The sequence below is a fragment of the Sorangium sp. So ce119 genome, assembly GCF_051524405.1.
GTDB classification, from domain to species: domain Bacteria; phylum Myxococcota_A; class Polyangia; order Polyangiales; family Polyangiaceae; genus Sorangium; species Sorangium cellulosum_G.
This window is the reverse complement of the sequence record NZ_CP150310.1, coordinates 3,701,278-3,726,723: the sequence shown is the minus strand read 5'-3', so window position 1 is coordinate 3,726,723 and position 25,446 is coordinate 3,701,278. Positions and strand designations below refer to the sequence as shown.

General features: G+C 71.8%; 19 protein-coding genes. 9 read left to right on the top strand and 10 right to left on the bottom strand.

Features of this window, described 5'->3' with window-relative positions:
• The first annotated feature begins 216 nt into the window (after positions 1-216).
• The 3 genes from WME76_RS13925 to WME76_RS13915 all read left to right on the top strand — a co-directional run bounded on the left by WME76_RS13925 (position 217) and on the right by WME76_RS13915 (position 3,150).
• Positions 217-1,035, top strand: coding sequence for an SDR family NAD(P)-dependent oxidoreductase (locus tag WME76_RS13925; protein WP_437960612.1), 819 nt, complete (start codon positions 217-219; stop codon positions 1,033-1,035).
• A gap of 131 nt (positions 1,036-1,166) precedes the next feature.
• Complete coding sequence (locus WME76_RS13920) at positions 1,167-2,810, top strand: SBBP repeat-containing protein (protein WP_437960611.1); 1,644 nt, start codon at positions 1,167-1,169, stop codon at positions 2,808-2,810.
• A 211-nt stretch (positions 2,811-3,021) separates the two neighbouring features.
• The gene (locus WME76_RS13915; protein WP_020736078.1) at positions 3,022-3,150 is read left to right on the top strand and encodes a hypothetical protein; all 129 of its coding nucleotides are present in this window, start codon (positions 3,022-3,024) and stop codon (positions 3,148-3,150) included.
• A gap of 21 nt (positions 3,151-3,171) precedes the next feature.
• Here WME76_RS13915 and WME76_RS13910 read toward each other — a convergent pair whose 3' ends face one another.
• Entirely contained in the window at positions 3,172-7,464 is a 4,293-nt protein-coding gene (locus tag WME76_RS13910; RefSeq protein ID WP_437960610.1) for a DNA topoisomerase 3, read from the bottom strand.
• Between the two features lie 293 nt (positions 7,465-7,757).
• On the opposite strand from WME76_RS13910, the gene WME76_RS13905 reads away from it, so the two are divergent.
• The 4 genes from WME76_RS13905 to WME76_RS13890 all read left to right on the top strand — a co-directional run bounded on the left by WME76_RS13905 (position 7,758) and on the right by WME76_RS13890 (position 13,334).
• The gene (locus WME76_RS13905; RefSeq protein WP_437960609.1) at positions 7,758-8,573 is read left to right on the top strand and encodes a hypothetical protein; all 816 of its coding nucleotides are present in this window, start codon (positions 7,758-7,760) and stop codon (positions 8,571-8,573) included.
• Positions 8,574-9,263: 690 nt separating this feature from the next.
• The gene (locus WME76_RS13900) at positions 9,264-10,472 is read left to right on the top strand and encodes a pectate lyase family protein (protein ID WP_437960608.1); all 1,209 of its coding nucleotides are present in this window, start codon (positions 9,264-9,266) and stop codon (positions 10,470-10,472) included.
• A gap of 356 nt (positions 10,473-10,828) precedes the next feature.
• Positions 10,829-11,971, top strand: coding sequence for a pectate lyase family protein (locus WME76_RS13895; protein WP_437960607.1), 1,143 nt, complete (start codon positions 10,829-10,831; stop codon positions 11,969-11,971).
• Between the two features lie 286 nt (positions 11,972-12,257).
• Complete coding sequence (locus WME76_RS13890) at positions 12,258-13,334, top strand: vWA domain-containing protein (protein WP_437960606.1); 1,077 nt, start codon at positions 12,258-12,260, stop codon at positions 13,332-13,334.
• Positions 13,335-13,547: 213 nt separating this feature from the next.
• Here the strand turns inward: WME76_RS13890 and WME76_RS13885 are convergent, their stop codons facing one another.
• Entirely contained in the window at positions 13,548-13,931 is a 384-nt protein-coding gene (locus WME76_RS13885; RefSeq protein ID WP_437960605.1) for a hypothetical protein, read from the bottom strand.
• Here WME76_RS13885 and WME76_RS13880 point away from each other — a divergent pair.
• Positions 13,912-14,655 (top strand): pectate lyase, encoded by a 744-nt coding sequence (locus WME76_RS13880; protein ID WP_437960604.1) that lies wholly within the window; start codon positions 13,912-13,914, stop codon positions 14,653-14,655. The genes WME76_RS13885 and WME76_RS13880 overlap by 20 nt on opposite strands.
• Positions 14,656-14,783: 128 nt before the next feature.
• On the opposite strand, the gene WME76_RS13875 is transcribed toward WME76_RS13880, so the two are convergent.
• Positions 14,784-15,416: an HD domain-containing protein gene (locus tag WME76_RS13875; protein ID WP_437960603.1), complete on the bottom strand. Its 633-nt coding sequence runs from the start codon at positions 15,414-15,416 to the stop codon at positions 14,784-14,786.
• Between the two features lie 80 nt (positions 15,417-15,496).
• Here WME76_RS13875 and WME76_RS13870 point away from each other — a divergent pair, with 80 nt between their 5' ends.
• Positions 15,497-16,864: a sigma 54-interacting transcriptional regulator gene (locus WME76_RS13870; RefSeq protein WP_437960602.1), complete on the top strand. Its 1,368-nt coding sequence runs from the start codon at positions 15,497-15,499 to the stop codon at positions 16,862-16,864.
• Between the two features lie 36 nt (positions 16,865-16,900).
• Here the strand turns inward: WME76_RS13870 and WME76_RS13865 are convergent, their stop codons facing one another.
• The 7 genes from WME76_RS13865 to WME76_RS13835 form a co-directional block, all read right to left on the bottom strand.
• A complete protein-coding gene (locus WME76_RS13865; protein ID WP_437960601.1) occupies positions 16,901-17,749 on the bottom strand; it encodes a hypothetical protein in 849 nt (282 codons plus the stop codon).
• Positions 17,750-17,777: 28 nt separating this feature from the next.
• Positions 17,778-19,502 (bottom strand): serine/threonine-protein kinase, encoded by a 1,725-nt coding sequence (locus WME76_RS13860; protein WP_437960600.1) that lies wholly within the window; start codon positions 19,500-19,502, stop codon positions 17,778-17,780.
• 236 nt (positions 19,503-19,738) lie between these two features.
• Positions 19,739-20,911 carry a vWA domain-containing protein gene (locus WME76_RS13855; protein WP_437960599.1) on the bottom strand — a complete coding sequence of 391 codons (1,173 nt, stop codon included), beginning with the start codon at positions 20,909-20,911 and terminating at the stop codon, positions 19,739-19,741.
• Between the two features lie 610 nt (positions 20,912-21,521).
• Entirely contained in the window at positions 21,522-23,192 is a 1,671-nt protein-coding gene (locus tag WME76_RS13850) for a pectate lyase (protein WP_437960598.1), read from the bottom strand.
• An 88-nt stretch (positions 23,193-23,280) separates the two neighbouring features.
• Positions 23,281-23,649, bottom strand: coding sequence for a cupin domain-containing protein (locus tag WME76_RS13845; RefSeq protein ID WP_437960597.1), 369 nt, complete (start codon positions 23,647-23,649; stop codon positions 23,281-23,283).
• 22 nt (positions 23,650-23,671) lie between these two features.
• On the bottom strand, positions 23,672-24,343 hold the full coding sequence (locus WME76_RS13840) for a bifunctional 4-hydroxy-2-oxoglutarate aldolase/2-dehydro-3-deoxy-phosphogluconate aldolase (protein WP_437962112.1): 672 nt from the start codon (positions 24,341-24,343) through the stop codon (positions 23,672-23,674).
• Positions 24,344-24,351: 8 nt separating this feature from the next.
• Positions 24,352-25,440 (bottom strand): PfkB family carbohydrate kinase, encoded by a 1,089-nt coding sequence (locus WME76_RS13835; RefSeq protein WP_437960596.1) that lies wholly within the window; start codon positions 25,438-25,440, stop codon positions 24,352-24,354.
• Positions 25,441-25,446 lie beyond the last annotated feature (6 nt).

Genomic DNA, 25,446 nt, shown 5'->3' with positions numbered 1-25,446 from the left:
GCGCCGTGGGCGGTAGGCGCGCGCATCGCGGAGCGACACGGTGCGATGCAGACGCCGCCGCGGCGTCTGTTCGCACCGGATGACGCGCTCGTGGCGTTCCCTCGAGCATTACGCGACGCGGCGAAGCACGCTTGGGTCCCCAACGCAGCGTCCATGCATGGGGGCGCGAGGGCCCCCTCGCGATCCGTGGCGGTGCGGCGTAAAGGGATCGCTCCCATGACGATCACCTCGGGTCTCGCCATCGTTACAGGCGCTTCGTCCGGCATCGGTGCGGAGCTCGCGCGGCAGCTCTCGGCGCGCGGGCAGCCCGTGCTCGCCATCGGCCGGCGGGCGCACCGCCTGGAGGAGCTCTCCGCACGAGCGCGCACCGCCGGGCATGCGCCCATCCACCCTCTCGAGCTCGACGTCACCGCGGAGGGCGCGGCCTTGCACGTGCGGGATCGGGCGCGCGCGCTGGGCGGCGCGGCCTGGCTGGTCAACAACGCGGGAACGACGCGGCTCGGGCCCTTTCTGGACGGCGACCCGGCAGCGCAGGCGATGCTCGTGCGGCTCAACTGCGAGAGCGTCGTCGCGCTCTGCGCGGCGATCGTCCCCGACCTGGTGGCCCGCGGCGGCGGGCGCGTGCTCAACGTCGCGTCGCTCGCCGCGTTCCAGCCGACCCCGGGACAGGCGGTGTATGGAGCCACAAAGGCGTTCGTGCTCTCGATCTCCGAGAGCCTGTCCGTGGAGCTCGGCGGGACCGGCGTCACGGTGACGGCGCTGTGTCCTGGGCCGGTGACCACGGAGATCTTCGACACAGGCGCGCCTGGCGTGCCGCGCAGGAAGGTGCCGTTCGAGCTCACCGCCGAGAGCTGCGCGGCCTACGGCATCGCGGCGGCGGATCGGGGCGACGTGGTCGCCGTCCCGACCGCGCTGAGCAAGGCGACGGCCCAGCTCTCCCGCCTGCTTCCGCGTGCGGCGATCCGCCGGCTCTCCTCACGGATAGGGCTCTCGTTCCTCGGCTATGGCGCGCCGCCTCGAGGCACCCGAGGTTAGGGCGAGCGCGCGCGATACGCCATGGCGATCGAGCAGAAACCCGGCGCCAGCAGCGCTGCCGCCGTGATAGCCTCCGTTCCGGCGTCCGCGCAACCGCTCCCGCGGCAGATCGCGAGCGCGCAGAACATCTCATGCAAGCACGAGCGTACGTCCCTGGTTCGATCGCCGGTCTGATCCTGTGCGCCAGCGGGTGCGCCGCGCTGCTCGGCCTCGACGAGTTCACCGATCGTCAGTCGCTGGGCGGCGCTGGCGGTGTCGGGGGCGCAGGCGGTGCTGGGAGTGCTGGGGGTGCTGGGGGCGGAGACGAGCCCACACCCTGCACACCGGACGCGTCGGAGGCGTGCTACGGCGGCCCGCCGGTCACCTGGAACGAGGGGATATGCCGGGAAGGCGTGCGCACCTGCAGCGCCGACGGGACCTGGGGCGTGTGCGAGGGAGAGATCCTGCCGGCGGTGGAGCGCTGCGACGCGGCGGACGACGAGAACTGCGACGGCCTGGAGTGCCTCGCCTGGACGACCGCATTCAAGCAGACGGGCGACGTCCACCTCATGGACATCGCGAGTGATGCCGACGGCAACATGTTCGTGACCGGCGCCTTCTTGGATACGATCACGATCGGCGGCGATACGCTCTCGTCTGCCAGCACGACCGATATACTGCTCCTCAAGCTGAGCCCGACCGGAGAGCCCCTGTGGTCCAAGAAGTTTGGTGACTCTTACCCGGACGAGCCGTGGACGCTCGCCGTCGACTTCAAGGGCAACCCGATTCTGAGCGGTATCAGCGATAGCGGCATCGACTTCGGCGATGGGCCCCTTCCAGCGGGGCCATTCATCGCGAAGCTCGATGCATCGGGCAAGCGCATCTGGACCAAGGGCCCGGAGGGCGGCGGGATCAGCGCCGTCGCGATCGATGCCAACGATGATGTGATCGTGGCGGGAAGTTTTAGTCGCCCGATCGACTTCGGCAGCGGGCCCATCCAGCCCGACGGTGACTCGGACATCTTCGTGGCGAAGCTCGACGGTGCCACAGGCCTCGTGACTGCGCCGGGCTGTTGGGCCCGCCGCCTCGGCAGATCAGGGGCGTCAGTAAACGCTGCGGCCATTGCGACCGATCGTTCGAACAATATCTTCATGGCTGGCTCGACGCTTGGAACCGCCGAGCTCGATAGGTTCACGCTGGATCGAGGCAGCTTCGTCATGAAACTCACGCCGTCCGGAGTACCGGACTGGATCAGGACGATGCGCCCCATCGGGCCGAGCCCGGCAGGTGTCGACGTGATGGGCATTGCCGTAGATTCCTCGGGAAGGCCTGTGTTGGCCGGAGATCACAGTGGCGAACTGCAGATAGGTTCACACACAATAACGTCGGTCAACAGGGACGTCTTCGTGGTGCAGTTCGAGGCCAACGGCACCGTGGGATGGGTGCGTACACTTGGCGGGACGGATAGTCAGATGGCCCGCGGCCTTGCGCTCGACCCCTTCGACAACGTCGTCGTCGTCGGAAACGCTCAGCAGGAGATCGACCTCGGCAACGGCCCACTCCCTCTGGCGGACGACTCCGGCTTCGTCGTGAAGCTCAGCCCTGACGCGGAGCTCGTCTGGCATCGCTTCCTGGGCAAGGACGCCGTCCCCTACGCCGTCGCCAGCTCGCCGTCCGGCGAGACGCTCGTCACGGGCTGGACGAGAGCCCCCGACGCCGACTGGGGCGCGGGCCCCCTCCCCGGCCCTGGAGACGACGGCCACCAGCGCCTCGTCATCGCCAAGCTCGGCCGATAAGCCCCCGTCGATCCGGCTCCTGGGCCCACCGAAGCGCCAGCGGCCACGAGCCTCCAGTGGTGCGAAACGCCTCACTGTGGCGTGCGCGCCGACGTCCCCATCATCAAGCGAGCGAAACCATCGGTTCCCGCCGCGAGATTACGCCCCCTCTCCGTGGCACCCCCGTTGCTTTGCCCGTCGAGCACCCCGATACGGGGCCGGAGGTCGTTCGATGAGCAAGATTCTGCGTGGGATTGCGGCAGGTTACGGCGCGAAGAAGCTCGGGGGTGGGTGCTTCAGCACCATCCTCATCTTCGTCCTGCTCTGGTGGGTGCTCGGCCATTTCGGCATCTTCCGCTGAGCGCCGCGCGAGCGCGATCGGTCAACGCGATCGGCCCTTCTTCCGCTGCGCCTTGCGCGCGAAGAACGCCCGCCGCGCGTCCGACGACTTCGCGCCTTGCCGCTTCTTCACCTTGGGCGGGGCCTTCGCGAGCGAGATCTCGCTCACGCCCCGCGCCTCGCCCTGGCGGCCCCGCGGCGTGAGCGACGCGCGCTGGTAGGCGATCGTCTCGCCCGCCTTCTCGAACGACTCGTCGCGCACCTCCACGAGGCCCGCGCGCACGAGGCCGCCGAGGAGGTGCTCGAAGTCGCGCCGTTCCAGCGACCCATCCGCGAACACCTCGCGGTGGAGCCGCCCCGTCGGCTGCCCGCCGTCGCGCAGCGCCGCGAGGATGCGCGCGATCGCCTGCGCCTCGTCGCGGCTCGGCGCCCGGAACTCCCGCGCCGCGCACGCGGCCGGCGCGCAGACGTCGCACAGGCCGCACGCCTCGCCGGTGTCCTCCTGGTCGCCGAAATGGCGGACCAGGTGGAGCATGCGGCAGCCGTGGCTCTCGGTGAACCGCGCCATCTGCAAGAGCTCGGCGAGCTTGTGGCGCCGCTGCGCCTCGTAGGGCGCGCGCCACCCCGGCTCCCCCAGCGCGACGCCCCCGTCGGCGTCGACGCGCGCGCCGCCGTGGATCCAGAGCTTCTCCAGCGCCTTGTCCGCGACCTCGGGATCCATCCCGAGATCGCGCAGGATCTCCTCCCGCGGACGAGGCGCCTCGGAGAGCTCCCCCTCGATCCGCTGCAGGATCGCCGGCTCAGGGTAGTCGCGCTCGTGGAAGAACTCGTGCATTCGCCGGTCGACGTACGAATGCATCAGCACGGCCCGCGAAGGGAGCCCGTCGCGGCCGGCGCGGCCGATCTCCTGATAATAGCCCTCGACGCTCCCGGGCAGCCCGGCGTGGATGACCGTGCGCACGTCGGGCTTGTCGATGCCCATGCCGAAGGCGATCGTGGCGACGATGACCTCGGTGCTGCCGTCCAGGAACGCCGCCTGGATCCGGTCGCGCACCTGGGGGGCCAGGCCGGCGTGGTACGCCTCGGCAGGCAGCTCCTCGGCCAGGCCGGCGGCGAGCAACTCCGCCTCTTTCCGGGTCGGCGCATAGACGATGGCGGGCGTGCGGCCTTCCCGCCCGAGCAGCGCGCGCACCCGGGCCAGGCGCTCCCCCGGGCTGACCTCGAGGATCTCGATACCCAGGTTGCTCCGCCGGAAGCCGTGAATGAAGCGCGCCGCGGCCGCGAGCCCGAGCTGCTCGACGATGTCGTCCTGCACGACCGGCGTGGCGGTCGCGGTGAGCGCGATGACCGGCGCCGGACGGAGCGCCGGGAGCCGCTGGCCGAGCATGCGGTAATCAGGGCGGAAGTCGTGTCCCCATTTGGAGATGCAATGGGCCTCGTCGACCGCGACGAGCGCCGGCTTCCGGCGCGCGAGCATCTCGGGGAAGCCGGGCACGCGGAGCCGCTCGGGGGCGATGAACAGGAAATCGAGCGCGCCGGCGAGGTAATCGACGCAGGCCTGCCGTGACTCGGCCCGGCTCCGGCCGGAGTGGATGCGCTCGGCGGCGAAGCCGCACGCCCGGAGCTTCGCGGCCTGGTCCTCCATGAGGGCGATGAGCGGGCTCACGACGAGCGTGGTGCCGCCGCGGGCGATCCCGGGGAGCTGGTAACAGAGCGATTTGCCGGCGCCGGTGGGCATGACCAGCAGCACGTCGCTCCCCGCGGCCGCCGTCCGGCAGACGGCCTCCTGGTAGGGGCGGAAGGCGCGGAAGCCGAAGCACTGCTGGAGCAGCTCGAGGAGATCCGCCGGCCGGCGCTCCCGGGAGGGGGCGATGGCGGCGGCGCGCGCTGGCGACGGCGCGGTGGCTGCGGCGCGCGACGGCGTGATGGCCGCGGCGCGCGATGGCGACGGCGCGATGGCCGCGGCGCGCGCCGGCGATGATGCCGTGTCCACCCCACGCGCCGGAGGTGAACCTGCAACCGCCCCACGCGCCCGCGGGGGCGCCGCCGGCGCGGATCGCTCCGGCATGGGCACCACGGCTGCCGGACGAGCCCGCGCCTGCGCCCGCGCCGGCGACGATGCCGCGGCCGCCGCGACGGTCTGAAGAGCGCCGCGCGACGCGGCGGCCGGCGCGACCGCCCCGCTGCTGCCCGGCGCGCGGCGCGTCGTCGCGCGCGGCGCCTCGCGCTCCCGCGGCGCGGCCGGCGCGGCCGGCGCGGGTTGACGCCCGTTCCCGGGACGCCTCGACTCGCCGTCTTCCCGCGATGGAGACTCCCTGGCTCCGGGCCAGGGCGCGGCGCCCGCCGCCGGACGACGCCCGGCGCTCACCTCCTCGACCACGTGGCGCACGTACGACTCGATGCCTGCCATGAAGGAGGGCAGATCGCCGGCGCCCCGGGCCATGCGGGCGAGCTTCGCCTCCCAGGCGCCCGTCATCGCGGGGCTCTTCACGTCCGCGTGGACGACCTCGATCAGCCCGACGCCCTTGTCCGTCGCGTGCAGCAGCTTGCCCTTGCGCACGAGATACTCGCGCCGCAGGAGCGTCTCGATGATCGCGGCCCGCGTGGCCGGGGTGCCGAGGCCCGAGTCCTTCATCGCCTCGGAGAGCTCCTTCTCGTCGAGGCTGCTGCCCGCCGTCTCCATGGCGGTGAGCAGCGTCGCCTCGGTGAAGCGCGGCGGCGGGCGCGTCTTCTTCGCCAGCGCCTGCGCGTCGAGCACGAGCTGCACCTGCCCCTTCACGAGGCCCGCCGGGAGCTGCTGATCCGCGGTCTCCCGCTCGCGCTCGCCCTCGCCCTCGCCGCCGTCGCGCCCCTCCCCGTCCTCCCTGGCGTCGCCCTTCTTGCGCGGCTTCGCCGGCGGCTTGCCGAAGCCGATGTCGAGCACCTTCCACCCGACCTTCTCCACGACGCTGCCCGCGCTGTGGTAGCGGTCCACGATCGGCGCGCCGGCGCCCTCGCCGCGGCCGCGCGTCGTGATCGCGGTGATGACCGTGGTGATCGACGTGACGTGATCCTCGTGCCACGCCGAGAGCAGGCGCCGGCAGATGAGATCGAAGATCTTCTGCTCATCGGTCGACAGATCCGCGCGCGACGACCGCGCCCCCGTGGGGATGATGGCGTGGTGATCGCCGACCCTGGCGTCGTCGACGAAGCGCTTTCCCAGCGGCCGGATCCCCGTCCCCGGGGCGAGCATGCCGCGGTAAGAGCCCTCGACCGCCTGCACCACCGCGCCGAGCGTCGCGGCGATCTCGGTCGAGAGGTGACGGCTGTCGGTGCGCGGATAGCTGATGAGCTTCCTGCGCTCGTAGAGCGCCTGGGCGACCTCGAGCGTCCTCTGCGCGGAGAAGCCGTAAAGGCGGTTCGCGTGCCGCTGGAGCTCGGTCAGGTCGTAGAGCAGCGGCGGCGGGAGGCGGCGGGACTCGGACCGGATCGCCTCGATGCGCGCCTCGCCGCGCCGGGCCCGCTCGACGATGCGCGCCGCCTCCTCGCCGTCCGGCGGCAGGCGCCTCCGCAGCGGTGCTGTCTCGCGCGCCTCGCCGCCCGCGGCGCCGGGCTGCTCGCCGGGGGGATCCCTGTCGCGGAAATACGTGCCCTTGTACGACGACTCGGCGGCGCCCGCGCCGTCGTCCCGGTACGGGGAGAAGGTCGCGACGACCTCGAGGTACGGCTCCGGGACGAACCGCCGGATGGCGAGCTCGCGCTCGACGACCATGGACAGCGTGGGCGTCTGCACGCGGCCCACCGAGAGGTCCTGGTCGAAGGCGAGGCTGTAGGCGCGCGAGAGGTTCATGCCGACGAGCCAGTCCGCCCGGCTGCGCCCGCGCGCGGCGTCGGCGAGGCCGTCGTAGCTGCGCGCGTCGCGCAGCCGGCGGAGCCCGTCGCGGATGGCGTCAGGGGTGAGGCTCGATATCCAGAGCCGGTCGACCGGCCGGGTGCAGCCGGCCGCCTCGTAGATGTAGCGGAAGATGAGCTCGCCCTCGCGGCCTGCGTCGGTCGCGCAGACGACGCGCTGGACGTCGCGCCGGCCAAGGATCTTCCGGACGATCTCGAACTGCGCCCGCGTCCCGGGGAGGACGACGAGCGGAAAGCGCGCCGGTAGCATCGGGAGAAGGTCGAGGCGCCAGCGCTTCCAGGCGGGGTCGATCTGGTGCGGCTCGGCGATGGCGACGAGGTGCCCCACCGCCCACGTGACGACGTAGCCGCCCCCCTCGAGGAAGCCCTCGCCGCGCCGCGAGGCCCCGAGCACCGCGGCGATGTCGCGGGCGACGGCGGGCTTCTCTGCGACCACGGCGATCATGCGTGCACCCGGGAGGAACGGGCGCCGCCCGCGCCTCCCGCGGGTGCGGTGATAGCGCGTGGCGCCCCCGGGCGGTATGGAGAAGCGCGCCGGCCCGGAAGCGCGCGCCCGGGCCGCGCCCGCGCGCCTCGCCGCGGTCCGGGCCGGGGCGCGGCCCCTGGCGATCGAGGTCGACGGCGGGCCGGCATCTCCTGCCGTCGCCTTGACACGGGTGCGGCGCGCAGGTTCACGTATCTGCCGGACGTTTGCCGTCGCGCCGCGGAGGCGGGCGACGCGAGGAGAGGGGAAGTCGCATGCGGGATCTGAAGGGGATCGTCGAGGTGGAGCTGCTCGTCGAAGAGGGCGGCGCGCTCACGCCGACGCGGGAGTACGTTCAACGCGACACGACGTACGTCGAGGGGCGGTCTGGCCAGCGGTACGCGCTGCGCGTGCGGAACCTGACCGGCGGGCGCGTGGAGGTGGTGCCGTCGGTCGATGGGCTCGACGTGCAGAGCGGCAAGGACGCCTCGTTCGACCTGCGCGGGCTCGTGATCAGGCCTCGCGACTCGTTCGATTTCACCGGATTCCGCATCAGCGACAGCGAGGTCGCGACGTTCCGGTTCGGGAGCATCGAGCAATCGTATGCCGCGAAGATCGGCAAGCCGCGCAACGTGGGAGTCATCGGCGTGGCGGTGTTCGAGGAGCTGGCGCCCCCGCCCCCGCCACCCCCGCCGCCCTTCTCGCCGCCGCCGTTCGGCGGGCCGCCGCCCGGCGCGCTGGGCGCGCCGCCGGCACCTCAGGCGTTCGGCCCGCCTGCGCCGGCGCCCGCGGCTCGCCCGCCGACGCTGTCGCCCTCGGCTCCCCCGCCCGCCCCCGGCTTCGTGCCGGCCCCCGCGGCGCCGAAGGGGCTCGGCACGACGTTCGGCGAGCGGCGCGAGTCGCGCATCACCTCGACGCAGTTCGAACGGGCGACGCCGAAGCCCGCGGCCGTGCTGGTGATCCGGTACGAGCAGCGCGAGGGGCTGCGGGCGCTCGGGATCGACGTCGACGGGCTCTCCCAGCGCGAGACCGCCAGCCCGTTCCCCGCCGAGACGGGCTTCGCCAAGCCGCCGCCCGGCTGGAAGGGGTGAGCGCCGACCGCGCGGGCCCGCGGTCCTCCCGCGGGCGTCGCTAGGCGGCGAAGACCTCGTCGAGGGAGCTCGCGCTCATCGCGCGCAGCAGCCAGCGCTGCAGCGTCGCCGGCTCCTGGCAGGACAGCACGCGGGCGCGGGCCTCCTCAAGGACGGGCAGCCGGCGCATCTCCAGCGCGGCGAAGAGGGCCTCTCTCAGGCCCGCTGCCGGCCGTGGAGCCGCTGCTGACCGTGGCGCCGCTGCTGGCCGTGGCGCCGCTGCCCGTCGTGACGCCGACTCCGGCCGGGGGCGAGCCCCCGGAGCCACCGGCTCCGTCCGCCGCTGGAGGGGCGGCTTCGTCGCCGCCGCACGCGCACAGGCCGAGCGCCAGCAGCGCGAGCGGGAACACGAGAGACCGACCTGACTTGCTGCGTTTCGCGGGGAGCGGCCGCGATGGACGGCGCTGACGTGAGCGGCTGTCCACGAGGCGTCGGCGAAGCTCCCGCCGATGGTCGCTGGTCAACGCGCGGTGGACATGTCGTGCGTCGGCGCCGTCAAGCACGTCAACCCGAGGTTGACTCGGCGAGCTCACGGCGCGCTGCGACAAGCGCCCTGACGCCGCGAGCACAGCGCGGCTTCCGGCGGGTCCGAATGCCCGTCGGCGGGCGGCTTGGAGAGGGCGGCATCGTCATTGCTTATCTGATGTGTTCATGAAGAGTGCTGTTCTCTCGTTGGTCCTCCTGGGTTGCACGCTCCTGGTCGGCTGCTCCGGCGCAGCGAGCTCGCCCCGGCCGAGCGATGAGGCGGCCGGGCAGGGCGGCGCTCCGGGTGGCACGAGCGGGCAGGACGGCGCAACCTCGGTCGGCCACGGCAGCTCCTCGGGCGCGGGCGGCGACGGCGGGGGCGCTGGCATGGGTGCGGGCGGCCAGGGCGGCGGAGCGACCTCGATCGGTCCGGGCGGGGCCGGCGGCGCGCCTCCGGTGCTCGGGGACGGGCCGGACGGGTTCGCGTCCGTGGAGGGCCATGGCGTCAGGACGACCACGGGCGGCGCGGGCGGCCCGGTCGTCACGGTCACCACCACCGAGGAGTTCCTCGATTACATCGCGCGCCCTGGCCCGTACGTCATCCAGGTCTCCGGGGCGATCGCGCTGCCCACCGGCGCCACCGACGGCATGCACGACGTGACGTCCCACAAGACGATCCTCGGCCTCGGCGCCGACGCGACGCTCACCGGCGGCGGCCTCAAGATCGGCCTGCCCGTGGACGACGCCATCACCTCCCCTCCGCCGGACGCGGTCCACAACATCATCATCCGCAACATCAAGATCACCGGAGCTTCGGACGATCTCATCAATATTCAGATGTTCTCTCACCACATCTGGATCGATCACTGCGATCTATCGAACGGGGGCGACGGCGCGCTCGACATCAAGCGGGGCTCGGATCTCATCACCGTGTCGTGGAACCACTTCTACGACCACACGAAGACCTGCCTCCTCGGTCACGACGAGCTCGGCGCCTCTCAGGACATCGGCCGGCTCCGGGTCACCTATCACCACAATTTCTTCGATCGTTCCGATCAGCGCAACCCGCGGGTCCGATTCGGCGAGCCCGTGCACGTCTACAACAACTATTACAACGACAACAGCTACGGGATCGCGTCCACCTGGGACGCCGGGGTGGTCGCCGAAGGTAACTACTTCTTCAGCGTCAACAACCCCGGCCGGGTGATCTTCGAGGACAACAACCCTGGCCGCATGGTCTCTCGGGACAACACCCTCGTCGATTGCAACCACGAGATCGAGGAGGCTGGCCCGGTCGTCGAGCCGAGCACCTACTACCACTACACGGTGGACAGCAGCGCGGATGTCCCGGCGATCGTGATGGCCGGCGCAGGCGTGGGCAAGATCGATCGTTGAAGCTCCCCTGCAAAGTCGGACCTCTCGGAGCTGGGTCCACCTCGACAACGGAGATACCAGTGCACATTCGATTCCTCCGCGCTCGCCGAGCGTCCGACGCGGGCGCCCTGGCGATGCTCATGATACTTGCGGCATGCTCGACCGATCCCGATGGAGGCACGGCGACCAGCGGCTCAGCCAGCGGGCCCGGCGGCTCTACCACCATCGGCTCGGGCGGCGCCGGTGGCTCGGGCGGCGCCGGTGGCTCGGTTACCATCGGTTCAGGCGGTTCGGACGGAACGGGCGGCTCGGCCACCGTCGGTTCGGGCGGCGCCGGTGGCTCGGGCGGCGCCGGTGGCTCGGGACCCGTCGAGGACGTGGGCAACGTCATCAAGGTGACGACCCTCGACGCGGACGGCCCGGGCTCGCTGCTCGAGGCGATCCAGACGCCGGGGCGGCGCATCATCGTGTTCGAGATCGGCGGGATCATCGATCTGAACAAGGCCCGCCTCAACATCACCGAGCCGTTCGTCACGATCGCCGGCCAGACAGCGCCCTCGCCGGGCATCACGCTGATCCGCGGCGGGATGAGGATCAGCACGCACGACGTGCGGATCCAGCACCTCCGCTTCCGCATGGGCGACGCCGGGGCCGCGCCGGCGTCCGGGTTCGAGCCCGACGTCACGACGGACGGGGCCTCGGCGTACAATATCGTGATCGACCACTGCTCGGTGGCCTGGGGCGTCGACGAGAACCTGTCGGTCTCGGGCCCCCGCTTCGACGGCCCCACCGGCACGTCGCGCCGCGTCACCCTCAGCAACAACATCATCGCCGAAGGGCTCGCCGAGTCGATTCACGAGAAGGGTTCCCACTCCATGGGCACTCTCGTGCACGATCACTGCACCGACGTCACCGTCGTCGGCAATCTCTACGCCCACAACAACGAGCGAAGCCCCTGGTACAAGGGGTTCGCGACCGGGGCGATCGTGAACAACGTCGTCTACAACCCCGGCAAGTGGGCGATGCGGCTCGGCCCCGTCGTCCGTGAGTGGGAGAGCTCGGGCGTCACACCGGAACCCCCCAGGGTCAGCATCGTCGGCAACTACATGCGGCACGGCGCCAACACGACGCCGGGGCTCCCGATGGTGGGCACCAACTCCCTGGGATCTGCCTACCTCGAGGACAACATCGCCGTGGATGCCCTCGGCGAAGCGGCGCCCATCGTCTCCCCGCAGATCGTCGTCCTCCCCGAGAAGCCCGTGTGGCCCGAGGGCCTCGTGGCGCTCCCCGCAGCGTCGGTCCTGGACTCGGTGCTCGCGCACGCGGGCGCGCGGCCCAGAGAGCGCGACGAGGTCGATCTGCGCATCGTCGCAGAAGTCCTTTCCGGCGGCGGCATGTTCGTGAACAGCCAGGACGAGGTGGGGGGCTACCCGACGGCAGAGCCGACCTCGCGGCCACTGGTCGTCCCGACCGAGGACATCGAGGGCTGGCTCGAGAGCTTCGCGGACGACCTCGAGTGATGCATCGAATATACCAGTCAGCACGCCACGAGGGCGCCCTCGGCCCCCTGCGCGCCAGGGCACGCTCCTTGCCGTGAACTCCACCGCGAGCAGCGCACGGGCGCCCTGAGCCCGCCGCGCGCCTCGTGGGAATCCAGCAAACGGTTTCGGTGACGCAGGACACTCGCTGACGCGCCTGCTGGCCCCTGCCCGGGAGCGCAGGTGCCGGCAGAGCGACCGTGAGGGCGTCACCCGGAGTCCGCTCACGGGAGGCAGCATGCGGAGAGCATCCTTGATTTGTCACGTCGTGGTATTGGCAGCGCTGTCGGGCTGTGCGACGAGCAGCGACAGCGACAGAAGCAGCGATGGCAGCAGCGGCGATCCGGGCACCGGCGCCGGCCCCGGAGTCGACGACTTCGGCGGCGCGTCGGGGGGCGACCCCGGAGGCGACTTCACCCCTGGCGCCACGACCGGCGGAGAGCAAGTGGACTGCGGGCGTCAGAACTTCGACGTCGAACGCAAGCCGGCCAGCATCCTGCTCGTCCTCGATCGCTCGGCGTCGATGCAGGACGATCCGAGCGGGGACGAGGGCACACCGTCGAAATGGGACATCGTCGTGCCCGCCTTGCAGGAGGTGATCGCGGCGACGAACGAGGCGGCCTCCTGGGGCCTGAAGGTGTTCCCACAGGGCGACAGGACAGGCACCTGCACCGAGGAGAGCTTCCCGCGCGATATCCTGATCCCGATCGCGAGCAACAACGCGCCCACGGTGAATCAGGCAATCTCGAGCACGACCCCCGAGGGGGACGGCACGCCGACAGGCGACGCCATCAACAAGGCGGTCGAGTACCTGCAGGCGATCCAGAACGACGACCCGAAGTACATCCTGCTCGCGACGGACGGAGACCCGTCGTGCCCCAAGAGCGACTCGGACGAGTTCGCCGTGCAGGCGGTGACGAACGCGGCCGCAGCCGGCTTCCATACGTTCGTGGTCGGGATCGCGTCGCAAGAGAGCAAGGTCAAGGCGCTCAACGGCCTCGCCGTCGCGGGGCTCGAGCCGCGCCAGGACCCAGATCCGCTCGCGCCCAAGTTCTACCTCGCGGCCACGAAGGACGAGCTCGAGACGTCGCTGCTGACGATCACGGGAGAGGTCTCTACCTGCCTGTTCCCGCTGAGCGCGCCGCCGCCGAACCCGGACCACGTCGGCGTGTTCGTCGGGGACCAGGTGGTCATGCAAGACACCACGGGCACGAACGGCTGGAGCTACACGGGGCCCGACATGATGACCATCAAGCTCCACGGCCCCGCGTGCGAGCAGGTGGCGATCACCGGCGCCGGCTCCGTCAAGGTGATCTTCGGCTGCAAGGACGATCCGATCTACTGAGCCGCAGAGCGCGCGCCGACCGGCCGGCGTGGATCCGATCGAAAGATCGCCGTCCAGCGCCCCTGCGCGTCAACCGCGAGCGTCAACCGGTGTCGACCTCGCGTTGACACTCCGGCCGCAGCCCACGCCCGCGCGGCGCCCGAAGTCCGCCGCACACCCTGGATCGCCGTTTGCTTTCGCGTCCACCTAGTGGCCAGCCCGGGCCGCGGGTCGTCATCGTGAATCCAGAACGAGAGGTAGCGAGATGAGATTCGGATTGAAGTCAGCCTTCACTTTGCTGCTCGTGATCGGCGCCGCCGGCGCTTCCCAGCTCGGCTGTTCGGACGACGCGGCGACGCCGGACGACGGCAGCAGCTCGAGCAGCAGCACCGCCGCGACCGGCGGGAGCACGACCGCGGGGAGCGGCACCGGCGGCGGCAGCTCGAGCAGCACGACCTCGGGCAGCACGAGCGCGAGCAGCACGAGCGCGAGCAGCACGACCTCGGGCAGCACGAGCGCGAGCACCACGGCCGCGAGCACCACGAGCAGCGGCACCGGCGGCACCGGCGGCGAGGAGCCGCTCGGCGACGAGATCCCGATGGAGATCCCGACGCCCACGAACGGCGACGGCGAGATCAGGACCCAGACGACGGTGCTGAAGAACGCGGCCAACGGCGGGCGGGACGTCTACGACTTCAACAACCAGAAGATCGGCGTGAACAACACCGCGGACTGCGACGACGGAGAGGGCCAGAAGACGGTGTTCGAGGTCGAGGACGGCGTCACGGTCAAGAACCTCATCATCGCGGGTGGCCTCCCCGGCGGCAACGGCATCGTCTGCAAGGGCGACTGCACGCTCGATCACGTCTACTGGGAGGACGTCTGCGAGGACGCGGCGACCAACAGCGCGGACGGCGCGACGATGCGCATCAACAGCTCGATCGCCCTGCACTCCGCCGACAAGATCTTCCAGCACAACGCCAAGGGCGGCTCCACGACCATCGTCACGAACTCGTACATCGCCGACTTCGGGAAGCTCTGGCGCTCCTGCGGCGATTGCACCGCCAACGGCGGCCCGCGCAACCTGGTCATCGACAACGTCCGCGTGGACCGCGTCAAGACGACGGTCGCGGGCGCGAACCAGAACTACGGGGACACGGTCACGATCACGAACCTCTACGTCAAGGGGGGGTACGACGAGGAGGACGACAAACCGAAGATCTGCCAGGAGTACCGGGCCGTCACCGACCACATGGGCGAGTCGGAGAAGCTCCACGGCGGCGCGAGCCAGTGGAACACCGACACGTGCCGCGTGAGCAAGAGCGACATCAAGAGCTGGTGAGCGCGCGAGAGGCGGCGCTCGTCCCGACCTGACCGCCGCGCAGCGATCCGCGCCTGGAGTGCCGCCCGGGGTGCGGGTCGCCCCCGCCGCGCGGGCCGCGCCGCCCCCTGCGAGCCCGCTCCGCCCCGCTACAAGCCCGCCTCGAGCTTCCGGCGCAGGTTGTCGCGCGCGCGCGCCTCGAGGCGCTCCCGGAAATACGGCGACAGGAAGATGTGCTCGAGGGCGAGCAGCCTCTCGAAGAAACGCCGCCGGCCCGCGGCGTAGAGTTCGGGCGGCACGGCGCTGTACTCCGCGGCGATCCCCCTGTCGTACGCGTCGAACGCCGCCGGATCGCTGCCCAGGATCGCCATGTCGCAGTCGAGGAACAGGGCCTCTTCGTCATCGACGTCCGCCGGCCCGAGCGCGCCGTGGCGCGCCGTGAGCAGGATGAGGCGCTCGATGGCGTCCTCGTCGAGCCCCGCGCCGGGCAGCCAGCGCGCGACCGCCTCCCGCGCGAGCGCCGCGCTGCGCGCCTCGTTGTCGTGGCGGCCGGGCACGTACACGGCGTCGTGAAAGAGCGCGGCCAGGAACACCTCGCGCGGCCTCCGCCAGCCGACGTCGCGGCCGACCTCACCCACCCGGCAGAGCACCTCGCGCACGTGGACCAGGTCGTGGTACGCGCGCCCAGGCTCGCCGTACGCCGCGCACACAGCGCGCCACAGCGGCTCGGGCAAGGCGAGATCGGTCGGCGCATCGGGCGGCGTGAGCTCGGGCGTCGTCACGAGAGACAGGATACCCCGGCCGCGGCGCCGTCCAGCGTCCGGGCAGCACCGCGCGCTGGAAATCTGGACGAGATTCGGAGATGCTGGCCGTTCCCTACTCCGTTCCTCCGTCCACCCGCTCAATGCACGACGCCACCCGGACGATCACGACCCTCGGCAGCGACACGATCGAGCTCCCGGACCTGCGCGTCGTCGTCACCCCCCAGAAGAGCCCCCCGATCGAGGCCACGCTCGGCGTCGCGCCGCTCGTGCTCGGCACGAGCGGCGACTGCGATGTCGTCATCCCCGACGCCCGCGTGTCGCGCCGCCACGGCCAGCTCCGGCTCACGCCCCGCGGCGTCGTCCTCACCGACCTCGGCAGCAAGAACGGCACGTACATCAACGACGTCCTGATCCACGAGGGCTTCCTCACGCCGAGCGCCGTCGCCTCGCTGGGCGGCGTCCCGCTCACCGTCCGCGTCGGAGGCTCCCCGGTCCTCGTCCCGCTCTCGACGTCCGCGAGCTTCGGCGAGGCGCTCGGCAGCAGCGTCCCCATGCGCGCGCTCTTCGCCCGCCTCGAGCGCGCCGCGGCCACCTCGGAGACGATCCTCCTGCTCGGCGAGTCGGGGACCGGCAAGGAGGTCCTCGCCCGCGCCATCCACGCGGCGAGCCCGCGCAGCGGCGGCCCGTTCGTCGTCTTCGACTGCAGCGCCGTCGCCCCCAACCTCATCGAGGCCGAGCTCTTCGGCTACACGAAGGGCGCCTTCACGGGCGCCCAGGCCGCGCGCGCCGGCCTCCTCGAGGAGGCGAGCGGCGGCACGCTCTTCCTCGACGAGATCGGCGAGCTCCCGCTCGACCTCCAGCCGAAGCTGCTGCGCGCCCTCGAGGCGCGCCAGGTACGCCGCATCGGCGCCGCGGCGTACACGTCCTTCGACGCCCGCGTCATCGCCGCCACCCACCGCGACCTGCAGGGCCGCATCGGCTCGGGCAGCTTCCGCGAGGATCTCTACTACCGGCTCGCCGTCGTCGAGGCCGTCGTGCCCCCGCTGCGCGAGCGCAAGGAGGACATCCCGCTGCTGGTCGAGCGCTTCCTCGCGGCGCAGGTGCCCCCGCGCTCGCTCGCCGACCTGCCCCCGAACGCGCTGGAGCTGCTGCGCGGGCACCACTGGCCGGGCAACGTGCGCGAGCTCCGCAACACGGTCGCGCGGCTCGTGCTCTTCCCGCACCTCGCCGAGGAGGCGATCGTCAAGGTGGCGCCGCGGCCCGCCGACATGGGCGTCGCCCAGTTCGCCGCGCTGCCGCTCCGCGAGGCGCGCGACATGGTGGTCGAGCAGTTCGAGCGGACGTACATCGCCATGAAGCTCCGGGACCACGGCGGCAACGTCGCCCGGGCCGCCGCGTCGATGGGGGTCTCGCGGCAGCTCGTCCACCGGCTCATGGAGCGCTACGGCATCCGCAGCAAGGGCTGAGCCGCGGCGCCCGGCGCGGCGTGAAGGGCGCGGCGCTCAGAACGAGGCGCGCAGCGAGAGCGCGGCGCCGTCCGGTGAGAAGGACAGGCCGGCGGCCGGCGCGGCGGGGGCGACGGGGTCGAGCTGGAAGTAGAGCAGCGCGCCCACGCCGGCCGCGGCGAGGCCCAGGCCGGCCGAGATCGCGCCGGCCTTCCACGCGAGGTCGATCGCCTCCACCTCGTCCGCCGAGCACCTCGGCGCGCACCTGTCGCGCAGCTCGCCGCGATCGATGTGCCCCTTGACGCCGAGGAACGCGCCCACGCCGAGCGCCACGGCGCCGGCGCCGACGAGCACGAGCGGCCAGCGCTGCCGCGCCGGCGCGGCGGCGTCCGCGGCTCCTGCGGCGCGCGGCGGAGGCGTCGGCGCGGCCGCCGGCGCGGCCGCCGGGAAGCGCACCACGATCGGCAGCGCCTTGTCGCCCGGCGACAGCGTGACCATGGCGACGACGCGCGTCCCCGCCGCGTCCTCGAACGTCAGCGTGTGGCGCCCTGGATCGACCTCGATCGGGTCCTTCGGGAGCGCCTCGACCAGCGGCGCGCCGTCGAGGAGCACCCGCACGCGGCCCGGCGCGCCGCCCTCCGCGGACGTGGCCGACAGCGCGACGCTCGGCATGTCCCGCTCGACCATCTCGCTCCAGCGCTGGCAGTCGTCGGCGAGCGTCGCCGGGCACGAGCTCAGGCAGATCCGGAGCTCCGCCCGCGCGCGCAGGAGCGCCCGGTCGCGCACGAGCTGCTGCGCCTGCTCGTACGCGCCCGCGCACGTCTCGCCGACGCCCTGCGCCCGTGCGCGCGAGCCCGCGAGGAGCGTGACGGCCGCGCTCGCGGCGACGAGGAGGACCCGCTTCATCGCGGCGCAGGCTACACGCTTCCGCCGGTCAGAGGCACTCACGCTTGATCCGCCGGATGCCGCTGCCGTCCACGTAGTAGGGAGGCACGCAGCGCGACCGCGGCCGCGCGGTGGCCGCGGCGCGCTCCCGCGCGGCCGGCGCCGTCTGCGCGGCGGCGGGCGCGGAGGTCGCTGGCGCGCGCGCGGCGGAGGCCCTCGCCGCGGGCGCGGAGGCCACGGCCGGCGCGGAGGCCACGGCCGGCGCGGAGGCCGCTTCCGCGGGCGCAGAAGCCCCCGCCGCGGGCGCAGAAGCCCCCGCCACGGGCCCGAGGGCCGCCGTCGGCGCGGCGGCCTCCACCGCGGGCGCGGAGGCCGCCGCTGCGGGCCCGAGGGCCCCCACGGCGGGCGCGCTCGCCGCGGGCCCCGGCGCCGCGGCGGCGGGCGTCGCGGAGGCGCTCGCGCTGGCCTGCTCGGCCGGCAGCGCTGCGACCCCCGGGCTCGCGCCGCAGCGCCCGGCGACCACCGCCAGCACGAGCGCACCGGCCCCGAGGGCGAGCGATGTGGCGCGGGTGCCCCACGCCCTCGGCTCCCGCGGCCCCGCCGCCCCGGCGACCGGCGTCGCGAGCGCGGAAGCCGCCGGTCGCGCCATGTCCTCGACCGTCCTCGTCATCGTCGCGACCGTCATCGAGGCCCGCGGCGGGCGCGCGCGGTGCCCGGGGGCCCGCGCCGGGCTCGTCTCGATCTCCCGCAGCGCCGGAGCCGCGGCGGCGGGCCTCGCCGGCGCCGGCGCCGGGACGGCGCTCCGCTGGGACGTCTCGATCTCGGCGAGGCTCTTCGCCCGCGCCTCGAGCAGCGGCCCCGCCGTCGCCTCGACCCACGCCCCGACCGCGCGCGGGCTCGCCGGCGGCAGCGCGTCCTCCAGGGCCGCCGCCATCTCCAGCGCGGTCGCGTAGCGCCGCTCCGGGTCCCGCTGGAGGCCCCGGAGCACCACCTCGTCGAGCTCCCTGGGCACCTCGCCGAACGCGCTCGGCGGCTGGACGACGCCCTCGAGGATCCGCCCGTAGATCTCCGCGTCGCACTCCCCGGTGAACAGCCGGCGGCCGGTGAGCGCCTCCCACAGGACCACGGACGCGGCGTAGATGTCGGCGCGGCGGGTCAGCGGCGCCCCGCGGAGCTGCTCTGGCGCCATGTAGCTGAGCTTGCCCTTGAGCTGCCCGACGCGGCTCACCTGGCTCCGCACCGCCGCGCGCGCGATCCCGAAGTCGAGCACGCGCGCGATCCCGTCCTCGCCGACCAGGATGTTCTGCGGCGACACGTCCCGGTGGACGATCTGGAGCGGCGCCCCGTCCTCGGCGGTCGCCTCGTGCGCCGCGTGCAGGCCCGCCAGCGCGCCCGCGACGATGGCGGAGACGACCGGGTGCGGCACCCGGCCCCCCCGCGCGCTCGCCTCGCGCAGCAGGCTCGAGAGCGACTCGCCGGCGATGTACTCCATGACCAGGAAGAGCTCGCCGTCGGCCTGCACGCTGTCCAGCGTGGTGACGACGTTCGGGTGCCGGATGCGCACCGCGAGCCGCGCCTCGTCGAGGAGCATCGACGAGAACTCGGGGTCCCTGGCGAACTGCGGGTGCAGGCGCTTGATCGCGACCGCGCGGGCGAAGCCGTGCGCGCCGACGAGGCGCCCGAAGTGGACGGACGCCATCCCCCCCGAGGCGATCACGCCGTGGAGCGTGTACCGATCGAGGGTCCTCCGCTCGCGCTCCTGCGCCGTTGCCATCGTCGCCCTGTTCTACAACATCTCGGCGGCGTTGCTGGACTGTAACATGCACTCCCACGTTCGCCGGAAATGACGTCGGACGGCGTCGGACGACGCCGTGCGGCGGGGGATGCGAGCCTCATCGCTGCTGTGGTGGTCCGGTGTCACGCGGTGGATGTGCAACGGCGCGTGTCCACAGTGTCAACTCGCGGTTGACACGCATCGACGACGCCGACGCGCCGCGCGGCCTGCTCCGGTCAGAGCGGGACCTCGATCACGCTCTCGCAGGTGAAGTCGACGCTCAGGGCCGCCGCCAGGTCCGCCTGGACCGCGGCACACGTGCCGTCGCAGAGCACGATCTGCGTCGGGTTCGCGGGCTCGTCGTAGCGCCAGGCGTCCGCCGTCGCGCAGCTCTGGTCGTACGGCAGCGACGTCGGCGTGTTCGATCCGCTCGTGTAGTTCACGCGGACCTTCTCCTTGTCGAACGTCCTGCCGTCGGGCGCGGGCGGGATCCCCAGCGTGCACGACACCGACGCGCTGCGGATCCGCTCGACCGCCGCCTTGAACGCGGCCGTGGTCTGCGACGGATCGCCGGTGTCGATGAGGACCGCCTTCTCCGTGCCGCCCGCGGCGGCGATCTTGTCCAGGCTGGACACGGTATCCGGCGCGTCCGGGAGCGGCGGGTTCGCGACCCCGATGACGTACGTCAGCACGTTGCTCGCGAGCGCTTCCTGGGCGTCGGCCACGACGGCATCGATCGTGTCGGAGTCGTCGTCGCACCCCTGGGGGTAGCCGTCCGTCACCAGCACGATCGCGTATTTGCCGGGGGTCTGCTCGCGCTGCGCCTCGATGAACGCGCTCGTGCCCCGCATCACCCACGAGGTCGGCGTGCCGCCGCGCCAGTCGTCCGACGTCTCCGGCTCGACCTCGTCGATCGCCTCGGCGAAGGCGTCGGAGGGGAGCGGCGTCGGCGGCACGTCCGGCGTCGTGTAGGTGTCGGTCGAGCACTTGTCGTCGTCGGCGGGGAAGAACGTGAGCGACGCCGTGAGCCCTTCGGACCCGGGATCCGCGAAGAACTGCTTGGTCGCGTCGACCACGGGATCCCACTTGAGCGCCTTGTCGTGCCAGTCCTTGTCGCCCTTGCCCATGCTGCCCGACACGTCGAACGCGAACGCCAGGTACACCGGCTGGAGGGACGCGGCCGCTGTCTGGCTGGCGCACGTGCCGCCCGTCGGGTTGCCGTCGCCCGTGCCGCTCGATCCGGGCCCGGGCCCGCCGATGTCGGGCGAGCCCCCGTCGCCGGAGCTCCCGCCGGAGGCGCTCGCCGCCCCTCCGCCGCCTGCTCCTCCGCCGTCGCCCGGGCTGCTGCCGCACCCGAGCCCCACCACAGCCACGCTCAGCACCGACATGGCAACAGGAAGCAATCTCATCCTTCGACTCCTTGAACCACCGCGCGCCGGCGCCGCGCCGCCGGCATCGAGTCACCAGGACTGCGCGTGGTCTGACGACGCCAAGCACGCAGGGTGCCATGACGAAGCCGCTCGATCGACGCCGCCCGCGCCGCGGACGACCCCGCCCGCGCCGCGGACGACCCCGCCCGCGCCGCAGACCTCGCCGCCCGCGCCGCAGATCGAGCGCGCAGCGCGCTGGATCTGCTACCTCGGACCAGCGCACCGCATGACGACGTCCTTCAGGCCGGCGTCTGCCGCGTCCAGCGGCACCGTGTGTGGCCGACGAGGTTCGAGAAGCGGTGCGCGGGATCCGGCGCGTCGCTCGTGTAGTGGAACTTCGACCAGGAGATGGTCACGAGATCCGAGCCATGTCCTGATTCCTCGATCAAAAGAAAGAGAATTTGAACCACAGAGGCACAGAGGGCACAGAGGAAAGAGAGAGAAAGCGAGAGGAGAGAACGACATTCATCTTCTTCTCTCCCCTCTGTGCCCTCTGTGCCTCTGTGGTTCATTCTCTCATCAACTCAGGAACAAACCTGAGCGACGCGGCACCAGCGAACCCGGGGCGACGGCGGTCGCCCTGGGGGGCTCACTGGACGGGCGCGACGTGGGCGATGAGGATGCCCATGTTCTTGATGAAGCTCTCCACGGTGATGCCCGTCGGCGCCTCCTTGGGCGGGTACCCCGCGGGCGCCTTGCTCGGCTCGTAGGGCGAGGTGTCGCTGAGGTCGCCGACGTGCGTCGTGGCGTAGGCGTCTTCGAGGTAAGGCTCCGCGGTGCCCGGGCCGATGGGGGGGTTCGTGATGTACGTGAGCTTGACCGGCCAGTAGCCCTCTTCGTTGAGCTCGCTGACGACCTTCTGCGCATCCGCCTCGGTCACCGGCGTGGTCGTCATGGTGCGGCCGACGTAGAGATCGCTGAGCGACACCTCGCGCAGCGAGAAGTATTTCGGCAACTCCGCCGGCTCGTCGGTCTTCAGGGGCGAGCCCGCCGTCAGCTCCTCGGGCGATCTGGCCTTCAGCTCGTCGTAGCGCTTGCGCATGGCGGCGACGTCTAGCTTGCGCGCCTGCCCGTAGTGGCCAATGGGCTTCTCGGGGCTCTTGTCGAAATAATACTCGCCGTTGACGACGTTCGAGCCGCGCCGGTGGACGTAGAGCGGAATGTCGGTCCCGATCTCGATGTACGTGGGGTGCGTGCGATCGGGGAAGAGCTCGATGAGCTCCGGCGTGAACTTGACCTTATCCAGCCAGTCCAGCGCCTCGGGTACGCGGGCGATGTATTTCTCGTCCCCGGTGAGCTCGTAGAAATTGAGGAGCTGCTGGATGTTGTTGGCCGTCGTGTGCGTGGTCAGCGCCGTGGGCTCGTACGTGCGTGCGCCCACCGGCTCGCCCTCGAGCGTGAACTGCAGACCCCACGCGGGCTGCGGCGCGGGCTGCTGCATGGCGACGAAGTTGTCCATGGCGCGCTCGATGTTATCGAGCAGCTGAGGCTGACCGAGCGCCATGCGGCACATGATCAGGAACTTGATGTTCTCCCCGGCCACGTCGTCGTTGAAGGTGACGAGGCTCGTGTAGTCGGGCACGCCCTCCTCCTTGCTCATCAGCGGGAAGCGCTGCGGCCAGCCGCCGCCCGGGTACTGGGCCGTGGTGACGAAGCTGATCGCCTTCTCGAGCGGCCCGCGGAACCGCTCGTCCTTCTTCTCGAGGTACATGCGCAGGAGGAGCTGCGAGGCCACGGCGGTGCCGGCGTCGTCGAACGTCGCGTTGCCGTAGTAGTGGTGGAACTCCTCGAGCCGCCAGCCGTTCTGGCCGATCTTCGTGTACCAGCTCTTGAGCGACTCCTCGCCCGCGAAGTCGTAGATGTAGTTCCAGCCGCCGGCCTCGTGCTGGGCCTCGATCAGGGCCAGGGCCACCTGCTCGGCGGCTTTGTAGAAGAGCTCGTCGCCGGTCGCGTGGTAGGCGTCCAGGTAGGCGTGACCCATCGACGGCGTGCCGGGCGGCTGCACCCACAGCATGGTGCGAAACGCCTCCATCTCGCCCCAGCTCTGGGAGAGATCGGGGAGGTAGCTCCACACGTAACCCCCCTTGTACGCGACCTCCTCGCTCATGAAGGTGGCCGCGCGCTTCATCGCGGCCAGGGCCTCGGCGTGCTCCTCCGGCGGCACGACATCGGGAGGATTGGAAGGACCCGGCTCGTCGCCGCCGCAGGCGGCCAGCAGGACGGGCAAGAGTGTCGACATCGCGAACGTTCGGCGTTTCATGGGCTCCTCGGTCGAGACACGTCCGCTGCGCCGGGCGCAGGGCCGGTACAAAGCAATGGTCAACTGGTGGACTGGAGAGACAGGCGGGCTAGCGCGATCGGGCCATGTAATCTTCGCGGGCGGGGGTGAACACATCGAGCACGACGGACGGCTGGAGCGCCCAGGCCTGGTGTTCGACGCCCCCCCGGACGACGAAGCTGTCCCCGGATCGCGCCTCGAACTCCTCGTCCCCGCACGAGAACCTGAGGTGCCCGTGGATGACGTAGACGAGCTGATCGTGCGGGTGGCTGTGGCGCGCCCCGGCCCAGCCGTTCTCCATGTGGTGCTCGACGAGCATCAGGTTCGGGTTGTGGGCCAGCACGCGCCGCCTCAGCCCCGGCTCCGGCGTGAAGAACTCCACCTCGCCGCCGGACACGCGCGAGAGGCTCGGGACATCTCTCTTCTGAACGTCGCTCATGCTTCTTTGCTCCTCGAGATAGCTAGGCCTGTGCGCTCTTCTTGAGCTCGGCGCGCGCGGACCTGACCACGGACAGGAACTCGCGCGCGCGCTCCGTGAGGACCCCGTCCGCGCCGGCCGCGAGCGCGGCGGTGTCGACGAGCTCGCCGCCGACCCCGAGCGCCACGGCGCCGGCCTCGATGAAATCCCTCGCCGTGGCCAGGTTGACCCCGCCGGTCGGCATCATCTTCACGTCCGGCAGCGGCCCTCGCAGCGCGCGCAGGTACTTCGCGCCGCCCATCGCGGAGCACGGGAACACCTTCACCGCGTCCGCGCCCGCGCTCCACGCCGTGATCACCTCGGTCGGGGTGAGCGCCCCGGGGAAGACCGCCTTCCCGAGATCGTGCGCCGCGCGGATGACGTCGAGGTTGAGCCCCGGGCTCACGATGAACTGCGCGCCGGCCTCGATGCACCCGCGGGCGGCGTCGGCGGTGAGCACGGTGCCCGCGCCGACGAGGACGTCGCTCCCCAGGCGCGAGGCGATCTCGTGCATGACGGAGAGGGCGTCCGGGACCGTCATCGTGATCTCGAGGACCTCGATGCCGCCCGCGTGCAGCGCGCGCGCGGCCCGCACGGCGAGCGCTCCGGAGGGCGCTCGCACCACGGGGACGACGCCGATCTCCTCGATGCGGCGGACGACTTGCTCCCTGGTCATCTTCTGGCTCATCGCTCGATCCTCGCGCTGGCCCCGCCCATCGCCCGCCGCACCTCGCCCAGCGACGCCATCGAGGTGTCCCCCGGGGTCGACATCGCCAGCGCCCCGTGCGCGACGCCGCACTCGAGCGCCCACTGCGGGCTCTGCTCCGTCAGGAGGCCGTAGACGATCCCCGAGGCGAACGAGTCCCCGCCTCCGACGCGATCGAGGATCTCGATGTCCCGCTGCGGGACCTCGTGGAACTCCCCGTCGCAGTACAGGATACCGCCCCAGCCGTTGACGCTCGCGCTCCTCGCCGTCCTGAGGCTCGTTGCCACGACCGAGATGTTGGGATACGCCGCGACGACCTCGGAGATCATCCGGCGGAACCCCGCCGTGTCGAGCCGGCTGTAGCTGCTGTCCACGCCCGACACCTCGAAGCCGAGGGCCGCGACGAAGTCCTCTTCATTGCCGAACAGGCAGTCGACGTACGGCATGAGGGCGCGATTGACCTCGCGCGCCCGCTCCTGACCGCCGAAGTTCTTCCACAGCGAGGGCCGGTAATTGAGGTCGTACGAGATCCGCACGTCGTGCTCGCGCGCCACCTCCATGGCCTCGCGCGCCACGCCGGCGGTCGTCTCGGACAGGGCACAGAAGATGCCGCCGGTGTGGAACCAGCGCGCCCCGCGCTCGCCGAAGAGGGCCTTCCACGGGAGGTCCCCGGGCCGCAGCCGCGAGGCCGCGCTGTGGCCGCGATCCGAGCAGCCGACGGCGGCGCGGGGACCGAAGCCGCGCTCGGTGAAGTTCAGGCCGTTGCGCGCCTCGCGTCCCACGCCGTCGTAGGGGACCCAGCGCACGGCCGACGTGTCGACCCCGCCCTGGAGCATGAGGTCCTCGATCAGCCGCCCGACGGGGTTGTCCGCGAGCGACGTGACGATGGCGGTCCGCAGCCCGAAGCAGCGCCGCAGCCCGCGCGCCACGTTGTACTCTCCCCCGCCCTCCCCGACCTCGAACGTCCGCGCGGTGTGGATCCGTCGCTCCCCCGGATCGAAGCGCAGCATCACCTCCCCGAGGCTCACCTGATCCCATTCACAGCTCTTTGCATCGCGGATCTTCATCTTCGG